16 protein-coding genes are annotated in these 18,805 nt (G+C 42.7%); 6 read left to right on the top strand and 10 right to left on the bottom strand.

Annotated elements, in window-relative coordinates; all coding sequences use genetic code 11:
* Positions 1 to 295 precede the first annotated feature (295 nt).
* Entirely contained in the window at positions 296 to 733 is a 438-nt protein-coding gene (locus DK188_RS04090; protein ID WP_111669530.1) for a DUF6526 family protein, read from the top strand.
* Here the strand turns inward: DK188_RS04090 and DK188_RS04085 are convergent.
* From DK188_RS04085 to DK188_RS04075, 3 genes are all read right to left on the bottom strand, one after another.
* On the bottom strand, positions 730 to 1,836 hold the full coding sequence (locus DK188_RS04085) for a glycerate kinase family protein (protein ID WP_111669529.1): 1,107 nt from the start codon (positions 1,834 to 1,836) through the stop codon (positions 730 to 732). The genes DK188_RS04090 and DK188_RS04085 overlap by 4 nt on opposite strands.
* Positions 1,833 to 3,188: an alanine/glycine:cation symporter family protein gene (locus tag DK188_RS04080; RefSeq protein ID WP_111669528.1), complete on the bottom strand. Its 1,356-nt coding sequence runs from the start codon at positions 3,186 to 3,188 to the stop codon at positions 1,833 to 1,835. The genes DK188_RS04085 and DK188_RS04080 overlap by 4 nt, the downstream gene beginning before the upstream one ends.
* Before the next feature lie 142 nt (positions 3,189 to 3,330).
* Positions 3,331 to 4,923 carry a beta-N-acetylhexosaminidase gene (locus tag DK188_RS04075; protein WP_111669527.1) on the bottom strand — a complete coding sequence of 531 codons (1,593 nt, stop codon included), beginning with the start codon at positions 4,921 to 4,923 and terminating at the stop codon, positions 3,331 to 3,333.
* A 217-nt stretch (positions 4,924 to 5,140) separates the two neighbouring features.
* On the opposite strand from DK188_RS04075, the gene DK188_RS04070 reads away from it, so the two are divergent.
* Positions 5,141 to 6,598 (top strand): Gfo/Idh/MocA family protein, encoded by a 1,458-nt coding sequence (locus tag DK188_RS04070; RefSeq protein WP_111669526.1) that lies wholly within the window; start codon positions 5,141 to 5,143, stop codon positions 6,596 to 6,598.
* Positions 6,599 to 6,650: 52 nt separating this feature from the next.
* Here DK188_RS04070 and DK188_RS04065 read toward each other — a convergent pair whose 3' ends face one another.
* The 5 genes from DK188_RS04065 to DK188_RS04045 form a co-directional block, all read right to left on the bottom strand.
* On the bottom strand, positions 6,651 to 8,306 hold the full coding sequence (locus tag DK188_RS04065) for an OmpA family protein (protein WP_111669525.1): 1,656 nt from the start codon (positions 8,304 to 8,306) through the stop codon (positions 6,651 to 6,653).
* Positions 8,307 to 8,308: 2 nt separating this feature from the next.
* Positions 8,309 to 9,280, bottom strand: a complete 972-nt coding sequence (locus tag DK188_RS04060; RefSeq protein ID WP_111669524.1) for a deoxyhypusine synthase family protein — start codon at positions 9,278 to 9,280, stop codon at positions 8,309 to 8,311.
* A gap of 215 nt (positions 9,281 to 9,495) precedes the next feature.
* Positions 9,496 to 10,119 carry an OmpH family outer membrane protein gene (locus DK188_RS04055; RefSeq protein ID WP_232825658.1) on the bottom strand — a complete coding sequence of 208 codons (624 nt, stop codon included), beginning with the start codon at positions 10,117 to 10,119 and terminating at the stop codon, positions 9,496 to 9,498.
* A 96-nt stretch (positions 10,120 to 10,215) separates the two neighbouring features.
* The gene (locus DK188_RS04050; RefSeq protein WP_111669523.1) at positions 10,216 to 11,118 is read right to left on the bottom strand and encodes a histone deacetylase family protein; all 903 of its coding nucleotides are present in this window, start codon (positions 11,116 to 11,118) and stop codon (positions 10,216 to 10,218) included.
* Between the two features lie 60 nt (positions 11,119 to 11,178).
* Entirely contained in the window at positions 11,179 to 11,736 is a 558-nt protein-coding gene (locus tag DK188_RS04045) for a hypothetical protein (protein ID WP_111669522.1), read from the bottom strand.
* 85 nt (positions 11,737 to 11,821) lie between these two features.
* Here DK188_RS04045 and DK188_RS04040 point away from each other — a divergent pair, with 85 nt between their 5' ends.
* Entirely contained in the window at positions 11,822 to 12,262 is a 441-nt protein-coding gene (locus DK188_RS04040; RefSeq protein ID WP_111669521.1) for an AlbA family DNA-binding domain-containing protein, read from the top strand.
* Here the strand turns inward: DK188_RS04040 and DK188_RS04035 are convergent.
* On the bottom strand, positions 12,257 to 12,616 hold the full coding sequence (locus DK188_RS04035) for a phage holin family protein (protein ID WP_111669520.1): 360 nt from the start codon (positions 12,614 to 12,616) through the stop codon (positions 12,257 to 12,259). The genes DK188_RS04040 and DK188_RS04035 overlap by 6 nt on opposite strands.
* Positions 12,617 to 12,756: 140 nt before the next feature.
* Between DK188_RS04035 and DK188_RS04030 the strand changes: the two genes are divergently transcribed.
* Together DK188_RS04030 and DK188_RS04025 are read left to right on the top strand one after the other, a co-directional pair.
* A complete protein-coding gene (locus tag DK188_RS04030; RefSeq protein ID WP_111669519.1) occupies positions 12,757 to 13,506 on the top strand; it encodes an acyl-CoA desaturase in 750 nt (249 codons plus the stop codon).
* A 173-nt stretch (positions 13,507 to 13,679) separates the two neighbouring features.
* Positions 13,680 to 14,009, top strand: a complete 330-nt coding sequence (locus DK188_RS04025; RefSeq protein ID WP_111669518.1) for a BlaI/MecI/CopY family transcriptional regulator — start codon at positions 13,680 to 13,682, stop codon at positions 14,007 to 14,009.
* Between the two features lie 53 nt (positions 14,010 to 14,062).
* Here DK188_RS04025 and DK188_RS04020 read toward each other — a convergent pair whose 3' ends face one another.
* Positions 14,063 to 17,296 (bottom strand): S41 family peptidase, encoded by a 3,234-nt coding sequence (locus DK188_RS04020; RefSeq protein WP_111669517.1) that lies wholly within the window; start codon positions 17,294 to 17,296, stop codon positions 14,063 to 14,065.
* Between the two features lie 178 nt (positions 17,297 to 17,474).
* Between DK188_RS04020 and tyrS the strand changes: the two genes are divergently transcribed.
* Positions 17,475 to 18,779, top strand: coding sequence for a tyrosine--tRNA ligase (tyrS, locus tag DK188_RS04015; protein WP_111669516.1), 1,305 nt, complete (start codon positions 17,475 to 17,477; stop codon positions 18,777 to 18,779).
* Positions 18,780 to 18,805 lie beyond the last annotated feature (26 nt).

Below are 18,805 nucleotides of genomic sequence, written 5' to 3'. Positions count from 1 at the left end.
GCTTTAGATTCAGTATTTTACTTTTGTAAAATCGACTTCCTACCCTATCTTCGTGCATTCATGTGAATCACAAATTATAGCAAATGACACTACTAGATATTTTCAGTTCTCCAATTATGCCAGGTGCTCAGCTTTTTATACTGATTGTCTGTATACTAATTGGACTTGGAGCAGGTCTATCTGCAATTGATGCTCGAAGTACTTTCAGCAAAAAGAAAAAGGCTGATCATTAATTTCTACAAATCTTATGAAAGGAGGCTAAGCCTCCTTTTTTTTTTTAGCCAAAAATTTACCCATGAAAAAACAAAATTTCAGCAATCACGCCAGATATTATCCATTACATCATTTTGTCCTGACACCCTTGACTTTGATTTATTTGGGATGGACCATTTCCAAAATGGATTTCAGCACCAGCGAAAGTCTCTATTCAAGTCTATATTTCTTACTTGGAGCAATTATTTTGGTATTGCTTCCCCTGTTATCTAGAATTTATGCCCTCAAAAATCAGAATCGAATTATTCTGATGGAGATGAGACAGCGGTATTTTCATTTGACTGGACAATCATTCTATCCCCTGGAAGATCAGCTTAAATTAGGTCAAATTATCGCGTTAAGATTCGCCAGCGATCCCGAACTTATCGATTTGATTGAAAAGGCCATCAGCCAAAAATTAACCGCAAAAGAAATCAAACTTCAAGTGAAAGATTGGCGTGGAGATTATCGGAGAGTTTAATTAAATTTTCCTTCAGTAAGAGCCTGATGCATTAGCCTGACGAGATTTTGTCGGGCTTTTTCTTTATAATCAAAATCTGAAAAATCAAGTGGAGGGAGTTCTAGTACCAAATCAAAACCTGATTCCATTCCTCCTTTACCCGATGTAATCAAAGCAACTTTTTTTCCAGCCTCCTTTGCCAATCGTAACAATTCAAAACTGGCCTTACCTTGATCACTTTGGGAATCGTACTGTCCCTCACCAGTGATGATCCAATCGGCAAATTCAATTTTTCCCTTCAATGCAGTTTGTTCAAAGAAATATTCAGCACCAAACCGAATTTCAGTGAAAAAAAACAAGTCCAAACCCAACGCAATCCCTCCTGCTGCACCGAATCCGGGAGAATCCTTCCAATCTCTTTTTGATTTCCTGATCATTTGAGAGAGTAGCGTCTTGCAGGATTCTTCAAAATCCAGCAGATCCTTTCGTTCCAGTCCCTTTTGGGGGCCAAAAACAGATATGGCACCATTCTCTCCAAAAAATGGATTTCTAACATCACAAAGAAGGGTGAATTTTACTTTTGGGATAAAAGTACTGAGCTGAATGTGTTTGATTTTTTCTAAAAATCTGGCCGAAAAAGCGGAGAGTTCTCTTCCATGCTCATCCAAAAACAGAACGCCTAAGGCATATAAAATACCAGTCCCCATGTCTATCGTTGCGCTACCTCCCAGTCCCAAGACAATTTCCTTGGCACCAAAATCAACAGCACTTCGAATCAAAAGTCCCGTGCCAAATGTCGATGTGGTATGGGGATCCTTTTGGAAGGTCTCAAGCGTGCCCAAGCCAGAAGCTGTAGAAACGTCGAGATAAGCTGTATTTCGCTTCCCATCCCATCCAAAATACCCCAAACAGGGCTGTCCCACAGCATTTAGCGTCCACTTATGGATTTTGTCCAGATTTAACGAATCGATTAATAATGAACAAGTCCCATCTCCCCCGTCCGCTACTGGCTGCAATTGGACTTGGGAATCTGGGAGTGTTCGGATAAGTTCAGCGATTATTTTTGCTGCTTCTGCTGCCTCTAGTGTTCCTTTAAATGCATTGGGGGCAATCAGAAAATTCATCCCTTTTTGGCTTTCATCCTGGCAAAATAATCCTTCGAAGCAGCCCGGACTTTTGGAGCTAAATAGAGTGCGGCAATCATATTGGGAAATGCCATCACCGCATACATCCCATCTACCAAACTCACCACTACTTCCAGCGAAGCTACTGCTCCCACGACTATTGTAGCCAGGTAGAAATAATTGTAATAATTCGCCTTATCCGCGCCAAAAAGGTAATTCATGCATTTGTGACCATAGTAGGAATAAGTAAACATTGTGGAAAGTGCAAAAACCAAAACAGAAAGCATCAACAGGTATTTTCCATACACCGGAATTCCCACTTCAAAAGCTTCCAAAGTCAAACGCACCCCGTCATTTTCAGCATTTTCCCATACCCCTGTAAGAAGAATTACCAAGGCGGTAAGTGTACAAACCACAATAGTATCCACAAATGGACCGAGCATTGCAATCAATCCTTCTCGGATCGGTTCATTATTTTTAGAGGCTCCATGCACCATCGGTGCTGTACCAATTCCTGCCTCGTTGGAGAAAGCAGCCCTGCGTGCACCGATCACGATAACTGATCCAACGGCTCCTCCTAACACAGCATTTCCTGTAAATGCATCCACTACAATGAGTTTAAACATAGCTGGTACATTACCCAAATATTGATAAATTATGATCAGCACCGTGATCATGTAAACCCCAACCATGAATGGGACCATTTTGGAAGCGACTGAAGCGATCCTTTTGATTCCTCCCAAAATGACAATCGCAGTGAGACCCATCATACCAAAGCCTATAATCCAACGATTTCGGACAGTTTCTTCAAGTGTATCTGGCTGAATCAAAACTGCCTGAATTACAGCCGTAAGCTGGTTTGCCTGAAATATTGCTAAAAGCCCAATTACACCGGCTACACAAAATATTACTGAAAGGAACCTCCATTTTTTACCCATTCCTTCTTCAATGACATACATAGGACCGCCTTGGATCTCACCTGAACTGTCTTTCCCCCGATACATGATGGCTAGACTGCAGGTATAATACTTCGTGGCCATACCTACAAAAGCAGCTACCCACATCCAAAACAAAGCCCCCGGACCTCCCATATTGATAGCAATAGCGACTCCAGAGATATTCCCTAATCCTACCGTAGCGGCAATGGCCGCTGAAAGTGCCTGGGCCGAGGTGATTTGACCGGGAGCATGCTCCTGATCATGCTTTCCTCGCAAAAGCCCAATGGCATGACCAATTTTAAGGATTGGAACAAAGCCCGAATGAATGAAAAAAAATGTCCCTCCACCTAGCAACAAAACCAAGATAGGCGGACCCCAAATCCAATTACTAAATTCAATGATAATGTCTCCCATGAATAATTTTAATTTCTAGAAAATGTCAAATTCCCCGAATTGAACTCGATTATAGGCCCATTTTAGCCAAATTCAAAAGGAATAAAATTTAAATAAAAAAACCGAAGCCATTTCTGACTTCGGTTTACCAATATAAGCTACTTTACCAATTGACTTTAGGTGATTTGTAAAATCCGATACCTTGAATTTCCCATCTCTTCCCATGAGAGGGGATTCTCCTACTGAAGCTCTCCCAATTTCTTCTTTCCTTTTTAGTCCAAGCTACCTCAGCTATAGCTGGAAGTCTAGGAAAGGTGAGGTAGTCAATATCCTCCCGGTTGGTCACAGTCTCTGTCCATAATGGAGCTTCAACGCCCAGGATGTTTTCGGCTGAGATTCCTTTTGCATAGGATGTTGGCTCCCAGAGATACGCAGAGTCCAATTCAATGTAGGCAGCCCAGTGAAGTCCAATTCTAGAGGTGCTGTCATATTGCATATCCAGATAGACTTTTTTGGCTGGTGACATGAGCACTTTGTTTCCCTGCTCTTTGGCTAGTATTGCATTTTCTTCCAAAGCCCAGAATTGCGCCACATTACCTGGAAGTAATTTGGCTGTAGCCACTTCATCCCATCCGATACTGGTTTTTCCATATTTGGAAACGATGTCTTGTACCCGCTCTACAAAATAAATGTAGTCATCCTTTTCTGTCACATGAGACTCATCTCCGCCAATATGAAAATAAGGACCTGGCGTGATCTCTGAGATTTCTTGTACTACACTGTCTACAAATGCATAGGTCAATTCCAATTCTGTGGAAAAGGTACTCCAACCTACTTCAATGCCTGTATAAAGTTCCGAAGCAGTTGGGTTTTTCTTTGGCATCTCATAGTCCAGTGGTGCATGGTTTACAGAGTCAAGCTTTCCATTGGGCAAATTGACCCCAGGATTCAACTCTGCATAAGAAGCCAACGCCGAATTGGTATGGCCTGGCATATCTACTTCAGGAACAATGGTTATAAAGCGATCTGCAGCGTAAGCTACGATTTCTTTGTATTCTTCCTGGGTGTAAAATCCTCCTTCTCCTCCTCCTACTTCAGTACTTCCTCCTATTTCAGTCAGTTTTGGCCAGGATTTGATCTCGATTCTCCATCCTTGATCATCCGTCAAGTGCAGATGAAGGTAGTTTAGTTTATAAATCGCCATCTGATCGATGAAATATTTCACATCTTCTACCGGAATAAAGTGTCTTGCTACATCCAGCATAGATCCGCGATAACCAAAAGCCGGAGCATCTTTGATCGTACCGACTGGCAAAACCCAATCCATGGTCTGTACAGATGTATTGGCTAATTGGGCCGGGAACAACTGCAGCAAAGTCTGGACACCATAGAAAAGGCCAGCTTCTCCTGAAGAAGTGATTTTTACCTCTGTATCAGAGATTTGAATTTCGTATCCTTCTGAATCCTCAGAACCCGTGAGTTCCAAAATAACTTCTCCCGAATCAAAGGATACAGGAATATCAAATCCAGTAGCAGGTCTCAGCTTTTCTGCCAAATGCTCGCCGATTCTGGTCAAATTTTCACCTGAACCAATTAACCGAATACCGATTTCGCTGGTAAGCTGAAAACTTCCCGAACCATCGGTTATTTCCTGAGGAAGCGGAATAAGTGCCGATTCACTCAATACAGGCGACTTTTCGCAAGCTCCTAATGCAAAGGTCGCCCCTAGGATTGCAGCCAAAATGTGTTTCTTCATGATTACTGATTTTGCCTAAACTTACTTGAATTTTTTGCAAATCTATTTTCCTAAAATCAAATTATTCTAAAAATCAGATTTGTTGCCAGTCATTTCGAATCGCAGCTTTCCTCTATTTAATGCCAAACAAAATTACCTATCACGGAAATCCAGTACGGAACTATAGACAGTTTTTAATATTTTGGCGTGTGATTAGCATAAACTCAAACCATAGCATATGAAAAGTAAAGATTCTACGGAGACAAACAGTCGGAGAAATTTCATTAAAGGTTCTGCCTTGGCTGTAGCCGGATTTTATATTGTACCTAGACACGTTCTGGGAGGCCCAGGTTTTGTAGCACCAAGTGACAAACTAAGGGTAGCCAGTATAGGTATAGGCGGAATGGGTGCCAGCGATGTCAGCGGTGTATTCAGAAGTGGAAAAGTGGACATGGTAGCCCTTTGTGATGTGGATGATTCGAGGGCAAAAAGAAGCCGTGAAGAGCATCCAAAGGCTGCTTACTACAGGGACTACCGGATCATGCTAGAAAAAGAAGACAAGAATATCGATGCCGTGACTGTCTCAACGCCTGACCACATGCACGCCGTACAAGCGATGATGGCCATGAAAATGGGCAAACATGTCTATGTTCAAAAGCCAATGTCCCATGACATCTACGAGGCTCGGATGCTCACCGAAGCTGCAGAAAAATATAAAGTCGTTACACAAATGGGAAACCAAGGCTCCTCTGGTGATGGCGTTCGTCAAATGGTCGAATGGTACAATGCAGGACTGATCGGAGAAGCAACCAAGGTGTATTCATGGACCAATCGCCCAGTATGGCCACAGGGAATAGAGTGGCCCAAGACACCGATAACTCCACCTTCGGATTTGGATTGGGATCTCTGGCTTGGAACTGCTCCCTACAAAGATTATGTAGGAAATTTGGTTCCGTTTAATTGGCGTGGTTGGTGGGACTATGGCACAGGAGCTTTGGGAGATATGGCCTGCCATATTATGGAACCGCCATTCCGAGTATTAGGATTGGGATATCCCAAATCTGCCGAGTGTTCGGTAGGATCGGTGTATGTTGGCGAATTTACGAGAGGTTACTTCCCAGAAAGCTGTCCTCCCTCTTCGCATATCACCCTTCGATTTGACAGGCCGGGTAAAGATGACCTGGAATTCCACTGGATGGACGGGGGAATTCAACCGACTCGACCAGAGGAGCTCGAGCCAAATGAAATGATGGGTGATGGAGGAAATGGCGTCATCATTGAAGGAACTGAGGGAAAGATGATGTGTGCAACCTATGGTGCTGATCCAAAACTCCTTCCAACTAGCAGAACTGCCGAGGTGAAAGTTCCCCAAACTGAATACAGAGTACCTGGTGGAGATCGAGGTCATTACAATAACTGGGTGGATGCGTGTATTGCCGGTCATGGCTCAGAAGAATTTAAAAAGTTGAGTTCACCATTCTCAGTAGCTGGACCTTTGACCGAATCTGTTCTCATGGGTAATCTTGCTATCAGAAGCTACGATTACAGAATAGCACGTGACGGATCAAGCACTCAGTTTGACTATCCTGGAAGAGGCATCAAGCTGGTATGGGATGGTCCAAATATGAAAATCACCAATTTTGAGCCTGCAAATCAATTTGTACGACGAGAGTATCGCGGTGATTATTCTCTTTGATTAGTGAGGTTAGCATATAAAAAAAAGGGCTTCCGATTTGGAAGCTCTTTTTTTATTGCTCAACTGCAAGTTCTACTCTTCGATTTTTAGATCTTCCTGCTTCAGTAGCATTTGAAGCGATCGGTCGAGTACCACCCCAGCCTGAAATTCGCAGACTTTCGAAATTCACCCCTTGATCCACCAAAAAATCCCGCACGCTTCCGGCCCTTTCTAGTGATAACTGCTTATTCAATCCTGGATCCCCTACATTATCGGTATGTCCATTTATACGGATTTTGATTTCAGGATTCTCTTTGAGAAAAGCCGCCAAATCGGATAGGCTTGCTTCAGTCGATTCACCCTCCAGTTCTGCCGTCCCTCGTTTGAAATTCACATCCTCCAAAAGGACGATGCTCCCAGGTTCAGCTTTGGTAAGAAGGATCACAGTTTTACTTTTGGAGTCAAGATTTTCTAGCAAAATCTGTTTTGGGAAGTAGCCTTGGGCAGAAATTTTTATTTGAGTTACTCCCTTTTCCTTTAATGAAGAAATAAGCTGATCATGTTGAAAATCAATTATTTCAGAACCTTTAATAAAAGTAATGGTGTAAGGAATCTCCACCTTGTTTTTACCATCAATGACTACCCAAGAAATCGGCTGTTCGGCCTCTACCGGTTTTTCTTCGATTGGAGTAATGACAGGCATTGGTAGGTATACATTGGTTGAATCCGAAAGAGGAATCGCTCTTGTTTGTGGTATTTCTGTCGCTACCCGAGTAGGTCTTGATGAAGTTCTTCTTACAGCTTCAGGTTTAGCTTGAGGCGCAATCGGTGCGACAAAGTCTGTTGGGATCACTAAAGGAACTGGAGTGGAAAAAGTCAACAGATCAGCAAATCCGTCACTGTTTTGGGTACTAGTCCAAACTACCTCATCTTTGCTGATGAAGGTAATCGATGCCTCCGATCCTCTAGTGCTGATTTGTTCCCATTTTTCTGGTTTGCTCCAGCTGGTCCAATCTTCTTCAAGTTTTTTTGCAATTAAAATGTCTTTTCCATTGGCACCGGGATGCGAATTGGATGAAAAATAAAGTTGTGAAGAATTTGGATCAAAAAATGGCCCCATCTCCTGCCCAAAGCCATTTATCGCTGGCCCAAGGTTTTTCAATTCAGACCAATCAATCAATCCAGATTTTTCACTGACATAGATGTCCTCGTTTCCCAGACTATCTTTTCTTTTGCCTGCCAAAAAAATCAACTTACCACCTTCGGCCACTCTTCCTGTGACATTTCCTTCAAATGAATTTAGATCGGGAAAATTAACTTTCCGAAGGTAATTCCAATCCTGACCAAATTTTGAAAACTGATGAAGTGACAAATCATGTGCTTCCTTGCGAAGGACAAGCAAAGTCAATACATCTTCCAATCCCAATACCAAGTCGTACCCAGAGGAACTCAAATCAGGCCGATGGGTCGCGAGTCCCCATTCACCTGACTCGTCTTTTCGCGTTTCCCAGATATCTCCGGGGTCTGATTTACCACCAAGGTTATCAGGATGGAATGCACGGGTAAAAAGAAGGGTATTGTTTCCGATCCAAACGGGATTGGTGTCATCATTTGGGCTATTTGCACCAGAAAGCGAGCGCAATTCCTGAGCCTGAGAAGTGAAAATAAAACAAAAAGCAAGCAGCACCAGGCCACTTGCTTTGAAAAAGAAATCTTTACTGTTTTTCATACTTATTGATCCAACACGATGGCGAAAATCAGTGGCGCCACAATTGTTGCATCAGATTCGACAATGTATTTTGGTGTGTCCTGACCTAGCTTACCCCAAGTGATTTTTTCGTTGGGTACTGCTCCCGAATAGGATCCATAAGAAGTGGTCGAATCGGAAATTTGGCAGAAGTAGCCCCAAAGTGGCACATTGGTCCGCTGTAAGTCTTGATGCAACATCGGTACCACACAGATTGGGAAGTCTCCTGCAATTCCCCCGCCAATCTGGAAAAATCCGACAGTGCTTTCTTCTGTGGCATTCTGGGTATACCAATCAGCTAGGAACATCATGTATTCAATCCCAGTCCTAACTGTATGTACTTTTTTTACATCACCAGAGATCACATGACCAGCAAACATATTTCCTAATGTGGAATCTTCCCATCCCGGTACAATCATCGGAAGGTTTTTCTTAGCCGCTTCAAGGAGCCAGCTGTTTTTAGGGTCGATTTGGAATGAGGCGTCCAATTTTCCTGATAACAGGATTTTGTAGAAAAATTCGTGAGGAAAATAAGCCTCATTGGCTTGGTCAGCTTTCACCCATTCTTCCAAAATCACGTTTTCGATTCTACGCATCGCTTCCATTTCTGGAATACAGGTATCAGTTACCCGATTCATGTGTCGCTCCAACAGCGCCTGCTCATCGGCAGGTGTCAGCTCACGATAATTGGGTACTCTCTCGTAATAATCATGAGCCACTAGGTTAAACACATCTTCTTCTAGATTAGCACCTGTGCAGGAAATGATCTGAATCTTGTCTTGACGGATCATTTCGGCCAAAGAAATGCCCATCTCGGCGGTAGACATTGCTCCTGCTAGTGTTACCATCATCTTACCCCCTTTATCCAAGTGAGTTTTATAACCTTCTGCAGCATCGATAAGAGCAGCAGCATTGAAGTGCCGATAGTTGTGTTTTAAAAATTCAGTGATTTTCATGTGTTTATTTTTTGTTTATCATTTGCTATTGAGCTATCCATTTTTGGTTTACCAAGCGTACGTGCCGTATGAGAACTACAATTGTGTATGTGCACCCATTATTCGCCAAATCACATGCTGGATGGGTTATCAATAGCGACGCAAAAGTACCCAATTTTTTGGGCACAAAAAAACCCGAACTAGGCCCGGGTTCTAAAGTTAAGTTTAGCTTTTTGTTATTTTTTTGCTGTAGTATCTGCGGCAGCTGGAGCAGCGGTAGAGGTGTCGGCGTACTTCTTGTTTAATCCTTCCACCACAGAAGCAGTCACATCCATAGCGTCACTTGCGTACCACATGGCTCCACCTCTGGTGTAGCTTAGGATGATGTCAATTCCGTTTTCGGCGGCATATTCTTTCATGTAACTCTGCACCTGCTCGTAAATATCAGTCATCATTTTTGCCTCGTCAGCAGACAATTCCTGCATGAGGTTATTTCTGTAGGTCATCAGATTTTGCTCTTTCTGTACCAATTCATCCTGCTTGGCTCTTGCCTGATTAGGAGTCATATTGCCACCTGTTTGCTGGAAAGTCGCAACTTCCTGCTCAAAACCTCTGGCTCTTGACTGAAGATCAGAATCAAATCTTTGGCCTTTGGCGGTGATTTCTTCTGACATTTTTTTGAAGTAATCGTATTTGTTGATCACTGAATCAGTATAGACGTAAGCTACTTTGAGGTCACCGGTAGCTATACCTTCACCTGAAGTCTCCGCCTCAGAGGTGGTAGATGCTTTTTGATCACAAGAATAAAATAGCACAGAAGCCAGTGCAAGTACTCCGAAGATTTTCAATCCTTTTTTCACTTTAAATTTGTTAAGGTTCACGAGGCGCAAATATATAGAAAGTATTCATTTTGTAAGAATTGCACTTTATCAAGGAAGTTAAAATCAGTTAAGTCATTAACCATAAAGTGATTGTGCAAGTCGAAAAACCTGAGCATGGGCGTCAATTATCACTTTTATTTGCTTAGAGTACCCTCCACCCATACAGCACATGATGGGAATTTCCCGACTTTTCGCATTGGAAAGCACTAATTCATCCCTCATTTTAACTCCGATTTGACTCATGTTTAACCTCCCCAATTGGTCAGTTCCCAAGACATCTACGCCACATTGATAGAGGATGAAATCCGGATAAAAAGTAGTGAAAATGGAGAACAGGTTTTGCTCCAACAGGTTTAGATATACTTCATCGCCAGTCCCATCCGGAAGACCAATGTCCAAGTGAGACTTTTCCTTGCGGTGGGGATAGTTTTTGGCTCCATGCATGCTGAAGGTAAATACATCCATCCGATGTTGAAAAATTTGGGCTGTGCCATTTCCCTGATGAACATCCAGATCCACTATCAAAATCCGCTTTGCTAAATTATTTTCCAGCAGGTAGTTGGCAGTGATGGCCAGATCATTCAGCAGACAAAACCCCTCTCCACGATCCGAAAAAGCATGGTGGGTTCCACCAGCTATATTCATCCCGATACCGTGGTCCAATGCAAAAACGGCCGCCTGAACAGACCCGCTTGCAATTTGAATTTCCCGCTCGACCAGCTCTTGAGATAGAGGGAAACCAGTAGCCCGAATTTCTGACCTGGTCAACTCAAGATCCTTCAGGCGATAGAAATAAGCTGAGTCGTGGGTGTTCAGAATCCATCTTTCATCCAGTAGCTCTGGGATAAAGAAATGATCCTCAGTCAGCGTCCCTTCATAGATCAATTGCTCAGGAAGGAGCGAATACTTTTCCATTGGAAAGCGATGGCCAGGAGGCAAAGCATGAGCATAAGACGATGAATGGGCTACTTTAAGCATAAAAAAAACGCTGATTAATTAACCAGCGCGGAATAGGCTATGTTTTCAGATTCAGCGCTATCAGGACTCATCGTCCTCAGTCTGAAAAGCATACAGTGTCTCGTCCAGCACGATGGTATCGTCATTGAATTCCTGAATGAATTTAGAAATTACCTGCTCAGTAATTTCCTCAACGTTCAATGCTGCATCTAATCCGACACCATAATCATGGTGTGTATCTATATCGATAAATTCCTGCACCTTGACCGTCTCTTCCTCTTCTATCTCCATGATGATCTCGGTAATAAACCAACCTATTTCCTCCTCTTCACTGGAAAGTGGCTTCATATTACCGTTTTCGTCTTCTTCATAGGTGATTCCTTTGAAATTAGGAAACTTTTTGGCAGCCTCATGTTCGGCCAATTCGTAAACCTCACTGGCATGATGAAGGCGAAGTGTATAAAGGGCTGCATCATAGATGGCTTCTTTTCCCTCAAACATTCCGAGAAAGTAAAAATTTACAAATTCCTCAGAATTCTCCTCATCGGGAATGATCTTGAAGTTCTTTCCAGACTTTTGAAGTTCTGATTTAAGGGATTCAATATTTTTTGGGTCAAATCCTGGGTTGTCAACTGGCATAGCTCAAAAATTCAAATAAGTTGTAGATTAAATAGGGGATTAATTAGCAATTCAAAACATTAATGATAATTCGATAAGAAAGTAAATGAATAAAATCAAATCAGCAAAATTTGACAAAGAATTTGTCAAGGGACTTTTAGCACAAAAGGAGGGGTCAAAACTAGATTTTAAGCAGAAAATCACCTCCAAAGAAAAGATTGCCAAAACCTTATCTGCGTTTGCTAATTCTGAAGGAGGATTCATCATCATCGGGATGTCTGACAAAAAGAAACTAATCGGAATAGATGTTGACGAAGAATGGTACATGATTGACGCTGCCAACGAAGAATTTTGTTTGCCCCGGGTCTCATTGACACTTGATGAGATCAAGATATCAGGTGATAAAAACCAAGAAGAAGAATTTTGCGAAAAGTCACTACTACTCGTTGAGGTGAAAAAATCGCAGGGTCCCACCGTTTTTTGCAAATCTAAAACAGGCGAATTGAAAGCTTACCGGAGAGTCAATGATCAAACCCTGGCACTATGAATTTAGACTATTGCCAAAAACTCCATTGATCAAACTCAACACCAGAGAAAAGCCCAAAGCCCACCAAAAACTGTCAACGGTAAATCCAGGTATGAAATAGGCTGCGATCAAAATAACTCCCGCATTGATTACCAGCAAAAACAAGCCTAGGGTAATCAGCGTTATGGGTAAGGTAAGGATGATCATGATTGGCTTGAGTGTGAAATTGATCAATATGATCACTGCAGCCAATAGAAAACCAGTAGACCAAGTGTCTATGCTTACGCCATTCAATAAAAAATCAGCAATCAGAACAGAGATTCCACCCAATAGGATTTTGGTCAGAACGGATGAGGCTTTATTGGTTTTTTCCATGTTTATTAAGTTAAAGATTCGGAGCGATTTTAAGTTAAATCTGACAAAAATCAGGATATAAACCCGCCGCTAGTCCGATTTCCTTACAATTTGTTATTTACTGAGTCGTATATTTGCACATCTAAAATAAAGTTTCCTAAGTGATTATTATTATCTTCTTCCTACTTCATTGGTATTTCTCCCTGTTTTGCCAAAGTTTCTTCCTTCACCGATATGCAGCCCATCAGATGTTCGTCATGAACAAATATTGGGAAAAGTTCTTTTACTTCTTCACTTGGATGTGGCAAGGAAGCTCCTACCTCTCTCCTAGAGCCTACGCCATTTTGCATCGAATGCATCACGCCTATTCGGACACGCCCAAAGATCCGCATAGTCCACATCACACAGAAAACTTATTTACCATGATGTGGAAGACCAAAAATATTTACAACGATTACTTCAGCTTCAAACTCAAGCCGGAGGAGCGTTTTTCAAAAGATATTCCTGATTGGAATAAGTTTGACAGATTCGCAGATAATATGGGCGTACGTGTAGCGTGGATTCTACTCTATGTAGCTATATATGTTCTGAGCATCTCGGTATTCGAATTGCCAGGCACACATTGGTGGATGTATTTTCTGCTTCCGATTCACTTTTTGATGGGACCTGTACATGGAGCTATTGTAAACTGGAGCGGACATAAGTATGGCTACGCAAACTTTGACAACAATGACAAGTCGAAGAACTCCCTGTTATTGGATGTTTTGATGCTCGGTGAGTTATTCCAAAACAATCATCATAAACTTCCCAACAGGCCAAACTTTGCAGTCAAATGGTATGAATTTGACCCAACCTACCCTATCGTAAAGCTTCTGCATGCGACAGGGATTATACGCCTCAGGGCAATTTAAAAGAACCATTATCGACAAAGACCTCCAAAAGAGGTCTTTTTTTTATTTTTATCTCGCTCTAAATCAGATTTTTAATTATCTCGATCAACTAAATAGTAAAAATATTTTATGGATTTCTTTGGAATTAAGAAACTAAACGAATAATTTTCTATCGAATTAAAACTTAACACCTTATGAAACCATTAACCAGAGCAGAAGAGGAGATTATGCAGATCCTCTGGGATATTGAGCGAGGCTTCGTGAAAGATATCCTGACTCCTATGCCAGAGCAAAAACCGGCATACAATACAGTATCAACCATCGTGAGAATCCTTGAGCGAAAAGGATTTGTAAGTCACAAATCGTACGGCAAAAGCCACGAATACTTCCCTATCGTTTCTAAAGATGAGTACCGCACATTCATTATCAAAAGAATGTTGGAAGGTTATTTCGAAAGCTCATTCGCTAAACTTTCTTCATTTTTCAAAAATGATGAATCTTTGAACACGAAACAGTACCAATAATTGCGTAAAAAATAATCAAGAAAAAAGCCCGACTATCTAGTCGGGCTTTTTTATTAGTCGATGTCTTTGAGTAGTTCTTCGACTGCTTTTTCCAATTGTTGATCGATGCCCTGATCAATTTTTCCCGGCATATTTTTCACCTCAAACTGAGGTTTGGTTTCATTGTTCTCCAGCCATTCTCCTGCCTTGTTTTTGGCAGAGATTGGGACAGCTCCCCATCGGGTCCCATCAGGCAAACCCTCCCATCCTGCAAAGGAACAAGTCCCCGGTGTAGGCATTCCCACAGTTTTTCCGATTTTCAGATCGGTATACCCGCAGGCAAAACAGTGCCCGTCAGAATAGTTGGCTTCGTTAAACATAGCCAGAGTAGGTTTAGTCCATCTTGCTGTAGGCTCCCCTCCAACTACTTTGTCCGCTGTGGCATAGGTCAAAAACGACTCGCCCGTGAAGAACATCGCCAGATCAGCCACCAAATCTCCCCCACCATTGAACCGGGTATCCACGACAATTCCTTCTTTTTCGAAGTATTTTCCCATCATGTCTTCGTAGACATTGCGGTAAGGACCATCGCTCATGCCAGGAATATGAACATAGCCCAATTTACCTCCGCTGAGTCGCTCCACTTCCTCTTGATTCATTTTCACCCAACGCTTGTATAGCAATTGGTTTTCAGCGCCGAGAGAAATCGGCTTCACTGTGTATTGCTTCCTACTTTGATCTGCTGGATTGAACACTTCGATCAGCGTGAACTTATCCGCTTTTCTATTCAAAAGCTTCGCAAAGTCCAGATCGGCTGTGATCAGTTCTCCGTCGATCTTCTCGATGATCATACCGGATTTCACTGCGATATCTGATTTGTCCAAAGGCCCACCTTTGATTACCTCTGTGATTTTCACACCGTCACCTTCATACGAATAGTCAAAGAAAATACCCAAAGCACTGGTTGCATCAGCCATGGGAATGGAGCGTGAATAGCGAGCACCGGCATGGGACACGTTCAATTCCCCAATCATTTCAGAGATCATTTCGGCAAATTCATAGCTGTTTCCAATATGTGGCAGATATTTCTGGTATTCCGGTTTGATGGCATTCCAGTCGATTCCGTGCATATCCGGCGTGTAGAATATTCCTTTGGTACGAAGCCAAATGTGCTCAAAAAGGTGAGCAGTCTCCGCTGTTTTGTCAAAAGTCATCTCTCCTGCAATCTTGATACTTTCCCGCTTCATACTTTCAGGATTGATTTTGGAAATACTGCCTGATGCAAGTAAAAAGAGGTTCTTTTGATCCTTATCCCATACCAACTGTCCAAAACTGGCATCTAAGGCTAATTCTTGTTTGGTATCTTTGGTTCGTAGATTCGTGCTCCAGAGATTCATCCCTTTCTCAAATCTCGCCAAGTAAAAGAGCTTCTCGCCATCTTTGGATAGCACTGCATCGCCCATGATAGACGAATGAATCGTCAGCCTTGCCTTACGGTCCTCAAAGCCATCCCAGGTGAATTCGATCGGCTTTGCCTCCTTTGATTCAGGTTTGTCCGCTTTAGATTTGTCCGTAGACTCAGCAGGTTTTTTTGACTTTTCGATTTCTTTCAAAAGATCAAATTCGTCTTTACTCAGTCTAAACTTATCCCAGGCTGCCTGGTCAAAAAATAAAGTATAGACGTCATCTTCATTTCGTCCACTGGTGGCATAGCTTCTTAAACCGTCCCGATTGGTAAACCAAATCATTTGCTTACCCTCATTGACCCACTTCGGTGTGTTGTCTGCATAGCCGCTTTGGGTAAGCTTGCGCATAGCTTCCTTGCCTGAAGCATCCAAAAGCACCACTTCTGAATTGGTCATAGTGGGTCGGTAGGTGGCTAGGAGCCACTTGCTATCCGGGCTCCAGGTGTAATATTGGTCTCCATCCCGCATGTGAAAGAGCAAATCCGGTCCCATCAGCGTCACAGTAGATTTCGAAGCCAGGTCCAATACTTTCAGACTTCTCCGACCCTCCACATAGGCCAGTTTTTTTCCGTCAGGAGAAAATTTAGGAAGATAGGCGTCGCTCTCAAGTGTGATCAGTGATTCTTCTTTGATTAATGTAGCTGCAAAGAAAAATGGCTCTTCAGCACGAACCTTGGAACTTTTGAAGATCTGCCACTTTCCGTTTCTTTCGGAAGAATAGACGACAGACTTGCCATCTGGAGCAAACTCCACAAAACGCTCTTGTTCTGGAGTATTGGTGATTCTTTTGGTCAGAGATCCGTCCACCGAGGTCACAAAAACCTCTCCTCTGGCGATGAATGCGATTTCTTTTCCGTCAGGAGAAAGTGACATTTCCTGTACTCCTCCATTTATTGAAATGAAATTGTCAGGATTGGAAATGGATTGCGTGGCGATCGAGACTTCCAGTTTTTTGGGCTGCTCTCCTTTTTTCAGCGTATACAGTTCTCCATCAAAACTGAAGCTCATCAGCCCATTATCCGAAATGGAAAGAAAACGCACTGGAAAACCCGAGAATGTGGTCAATGCTGTAGTTTGGACTGGATTTGCCACGGGCATGCTGTAGATATTGTAGCTTCCGTTGGCTTCGCTCAAGTAAAAAATCTCGGTCTCATCTGGAGAAAAAACCGGATTTCGATCTTCGCCATAAAATTTGGTAAGCATGGTGTGTTCATTTTTAGCAGCATCATACATCCAAATGTCTCGCGCTATACCGGACTGGTGGTGTTTTCTCCATTCATTTTCACCTCCTTTTTTGTCGTGGTAGATCATTTTTGATCCATCCTTGCTGGTCTGCACATATTCTGCCGGAATCGTCCAGATCTGATCAATCCTTCCACCTGATTTTGACACTTGGTAAAGTTCAGGTTGAGATCCAGTTGGAAACTGACGATGTGCTGCAATATCCATTCGGGCCGCGCCAAAGATCACTTTCTGATCATCAGAACTGAAATCAAAAGGCATCTCGTCCGTGCTGTGATAGGTCAATCGGGTGGCATTGCCTCCCGCGGCATTCATGATAAAAACATCAAAATTACCATAGCGATCGGAGGCGAAGGCCAGATGCTTTCCATCAGCACTCCACACGGGCTTGAAATCATGCGCTTCGTGAAAAGTAAGCTGTGTGGCTTTTCCTCCTGAGCTTGGGACAAGATATAAATCTCCCTTGTAGGTGAATGCGATCTGGTTTCCATCGGGAGAAATCTCAGGATATCGAAGCCAATTGGGCGCAGTTTGCGCCAAAACAAAGGAGCTCAAAGTCAGTCCAAAGCTTAGCAAGAAAATGAATAGTCGTTTTTCCATAGGGTGTGAAATGATTTGGCCGAAAGTAAACAAAATTTATATGTGGTAATTCTCCATTAATGGAATAGTGCCGCAACCTTGTTGCAAAAAAAATGTTCGCAGAACCAAAAGTAAATTCCAATTTTATCCTACTCATCGAGCCCCTATATTTGCACGCTAATAAAAAGACCCTTTTTCAATGACTTCATTTATAGAAGAGCTCAAGTGGAGAGGCATGCTGCAGGACATGACTCCAGAGATCGAAGAACATCTCACCAAAGGAATGGCTTCTGCTTATCTGGGCTTTGACCCTACCGCTGATTCTCTTCATATCGGACATTTGGTCGGTGTGATGACCTTATTGCATTTTCAGCGTGCCGGACACAAACCTTTCGCGCTTGTAGGGGGTGCCACCGGTATGATCGGTGATCCGTCTTTCAAGTCAGCTGAGCGAAATCTGCTGGACAAAGCTACCTTGGATCACAACGTGGACTGCATCCAAAGCCAATTGTCTAAATTCCTGGATTTCACCGGCGGAACTGCCAACAAAGCCGAACTCGTCAACAATTATGATTGGATGTCAGAGTTTTCCTTTTTGGACTTTATCCGGGATGTAGGCAAGCACATTACAGTGAATTACATGATGTCCAAAGATAGCGTAAAACGACGTTTGGAGGAAGGAAATGGCCTTTCATTTACCGAATTCACGTATCAGCTAATTCAGGGATACGATTTCTTTCACCTTTGGAAAAACAAAAATTGCTCCATCCAGCTCGGAGGTTCGGATCAGTGGGGAAACATCGTCACCGGTACCGAACTGATCCGAAGAATGGGAGGAGGAAGTGCCTATGCACTGACAGTTCCATTGATCACCAAAGCTGACGGAACCAAGTTTGGCAAAACCGAGGGTGGTTCGGTCTGGTTGGATCCGGAGAAGACTTCTCCGTATGCATTCTACCAGTTTTGGCTGAATGTGTCCGATGAGGATGCGTCCAAATACATTCGCATTTTCACTGTTTTGGATCAACAAACGATCGAAAGTTTGGAAAATGAACATTCCCAAGCGCCTCATTTGAGATTGATTCAGAAAGAAATTGCGAAGCAAGTCACCACAATGGTACACAGTGAGGCAGACTATGAAATGGCTGTAAAAGCCTCGGAGATTCTGTTTGGCAAATCCTCGACAGAAGATCTGGCATCATTGGATGAACGAACCTTCCTGGCAGTCTTTGAAGGTGTACCTCAAGTACAGCTCAGCCAAACTGACTATGAGTCCTTAGAAAACGTTCTGGATCTGTTTGGCGAAAAGACTCAGGCTCAGATTTTCCCTTCCAAAGGCGAAGCCCGCAAAATGATCCAAGGTGGTGGCGTGAGTATCAATAAGGAAAAACTCAGCGATCCGAATGCCGCTCTCAAGTTCAATTTGCTCCAGGGCAAATACCTCCTGATCCAAAAAGGGAAGAAAAACTATTACATCCTTGAAGTAAAATCAAGCATAACCTAAAGCTCAAGATCGATGCATTCCGAAAC

The organism is Algoriphagus litoralis (assembly GCF_003259255.1).
GTDB classification, from domain to species: Bacteria; Bacteroidota; Bacteroidia; order Cytophagales; family Cyclobacteriaceae; genus Algoriphagus; species Algoriphagus litoralis.
Note: the sequence above shows the minus strand (reverse complement) of the source record. Positions and strands in the feature narration are given on the sequence as shown.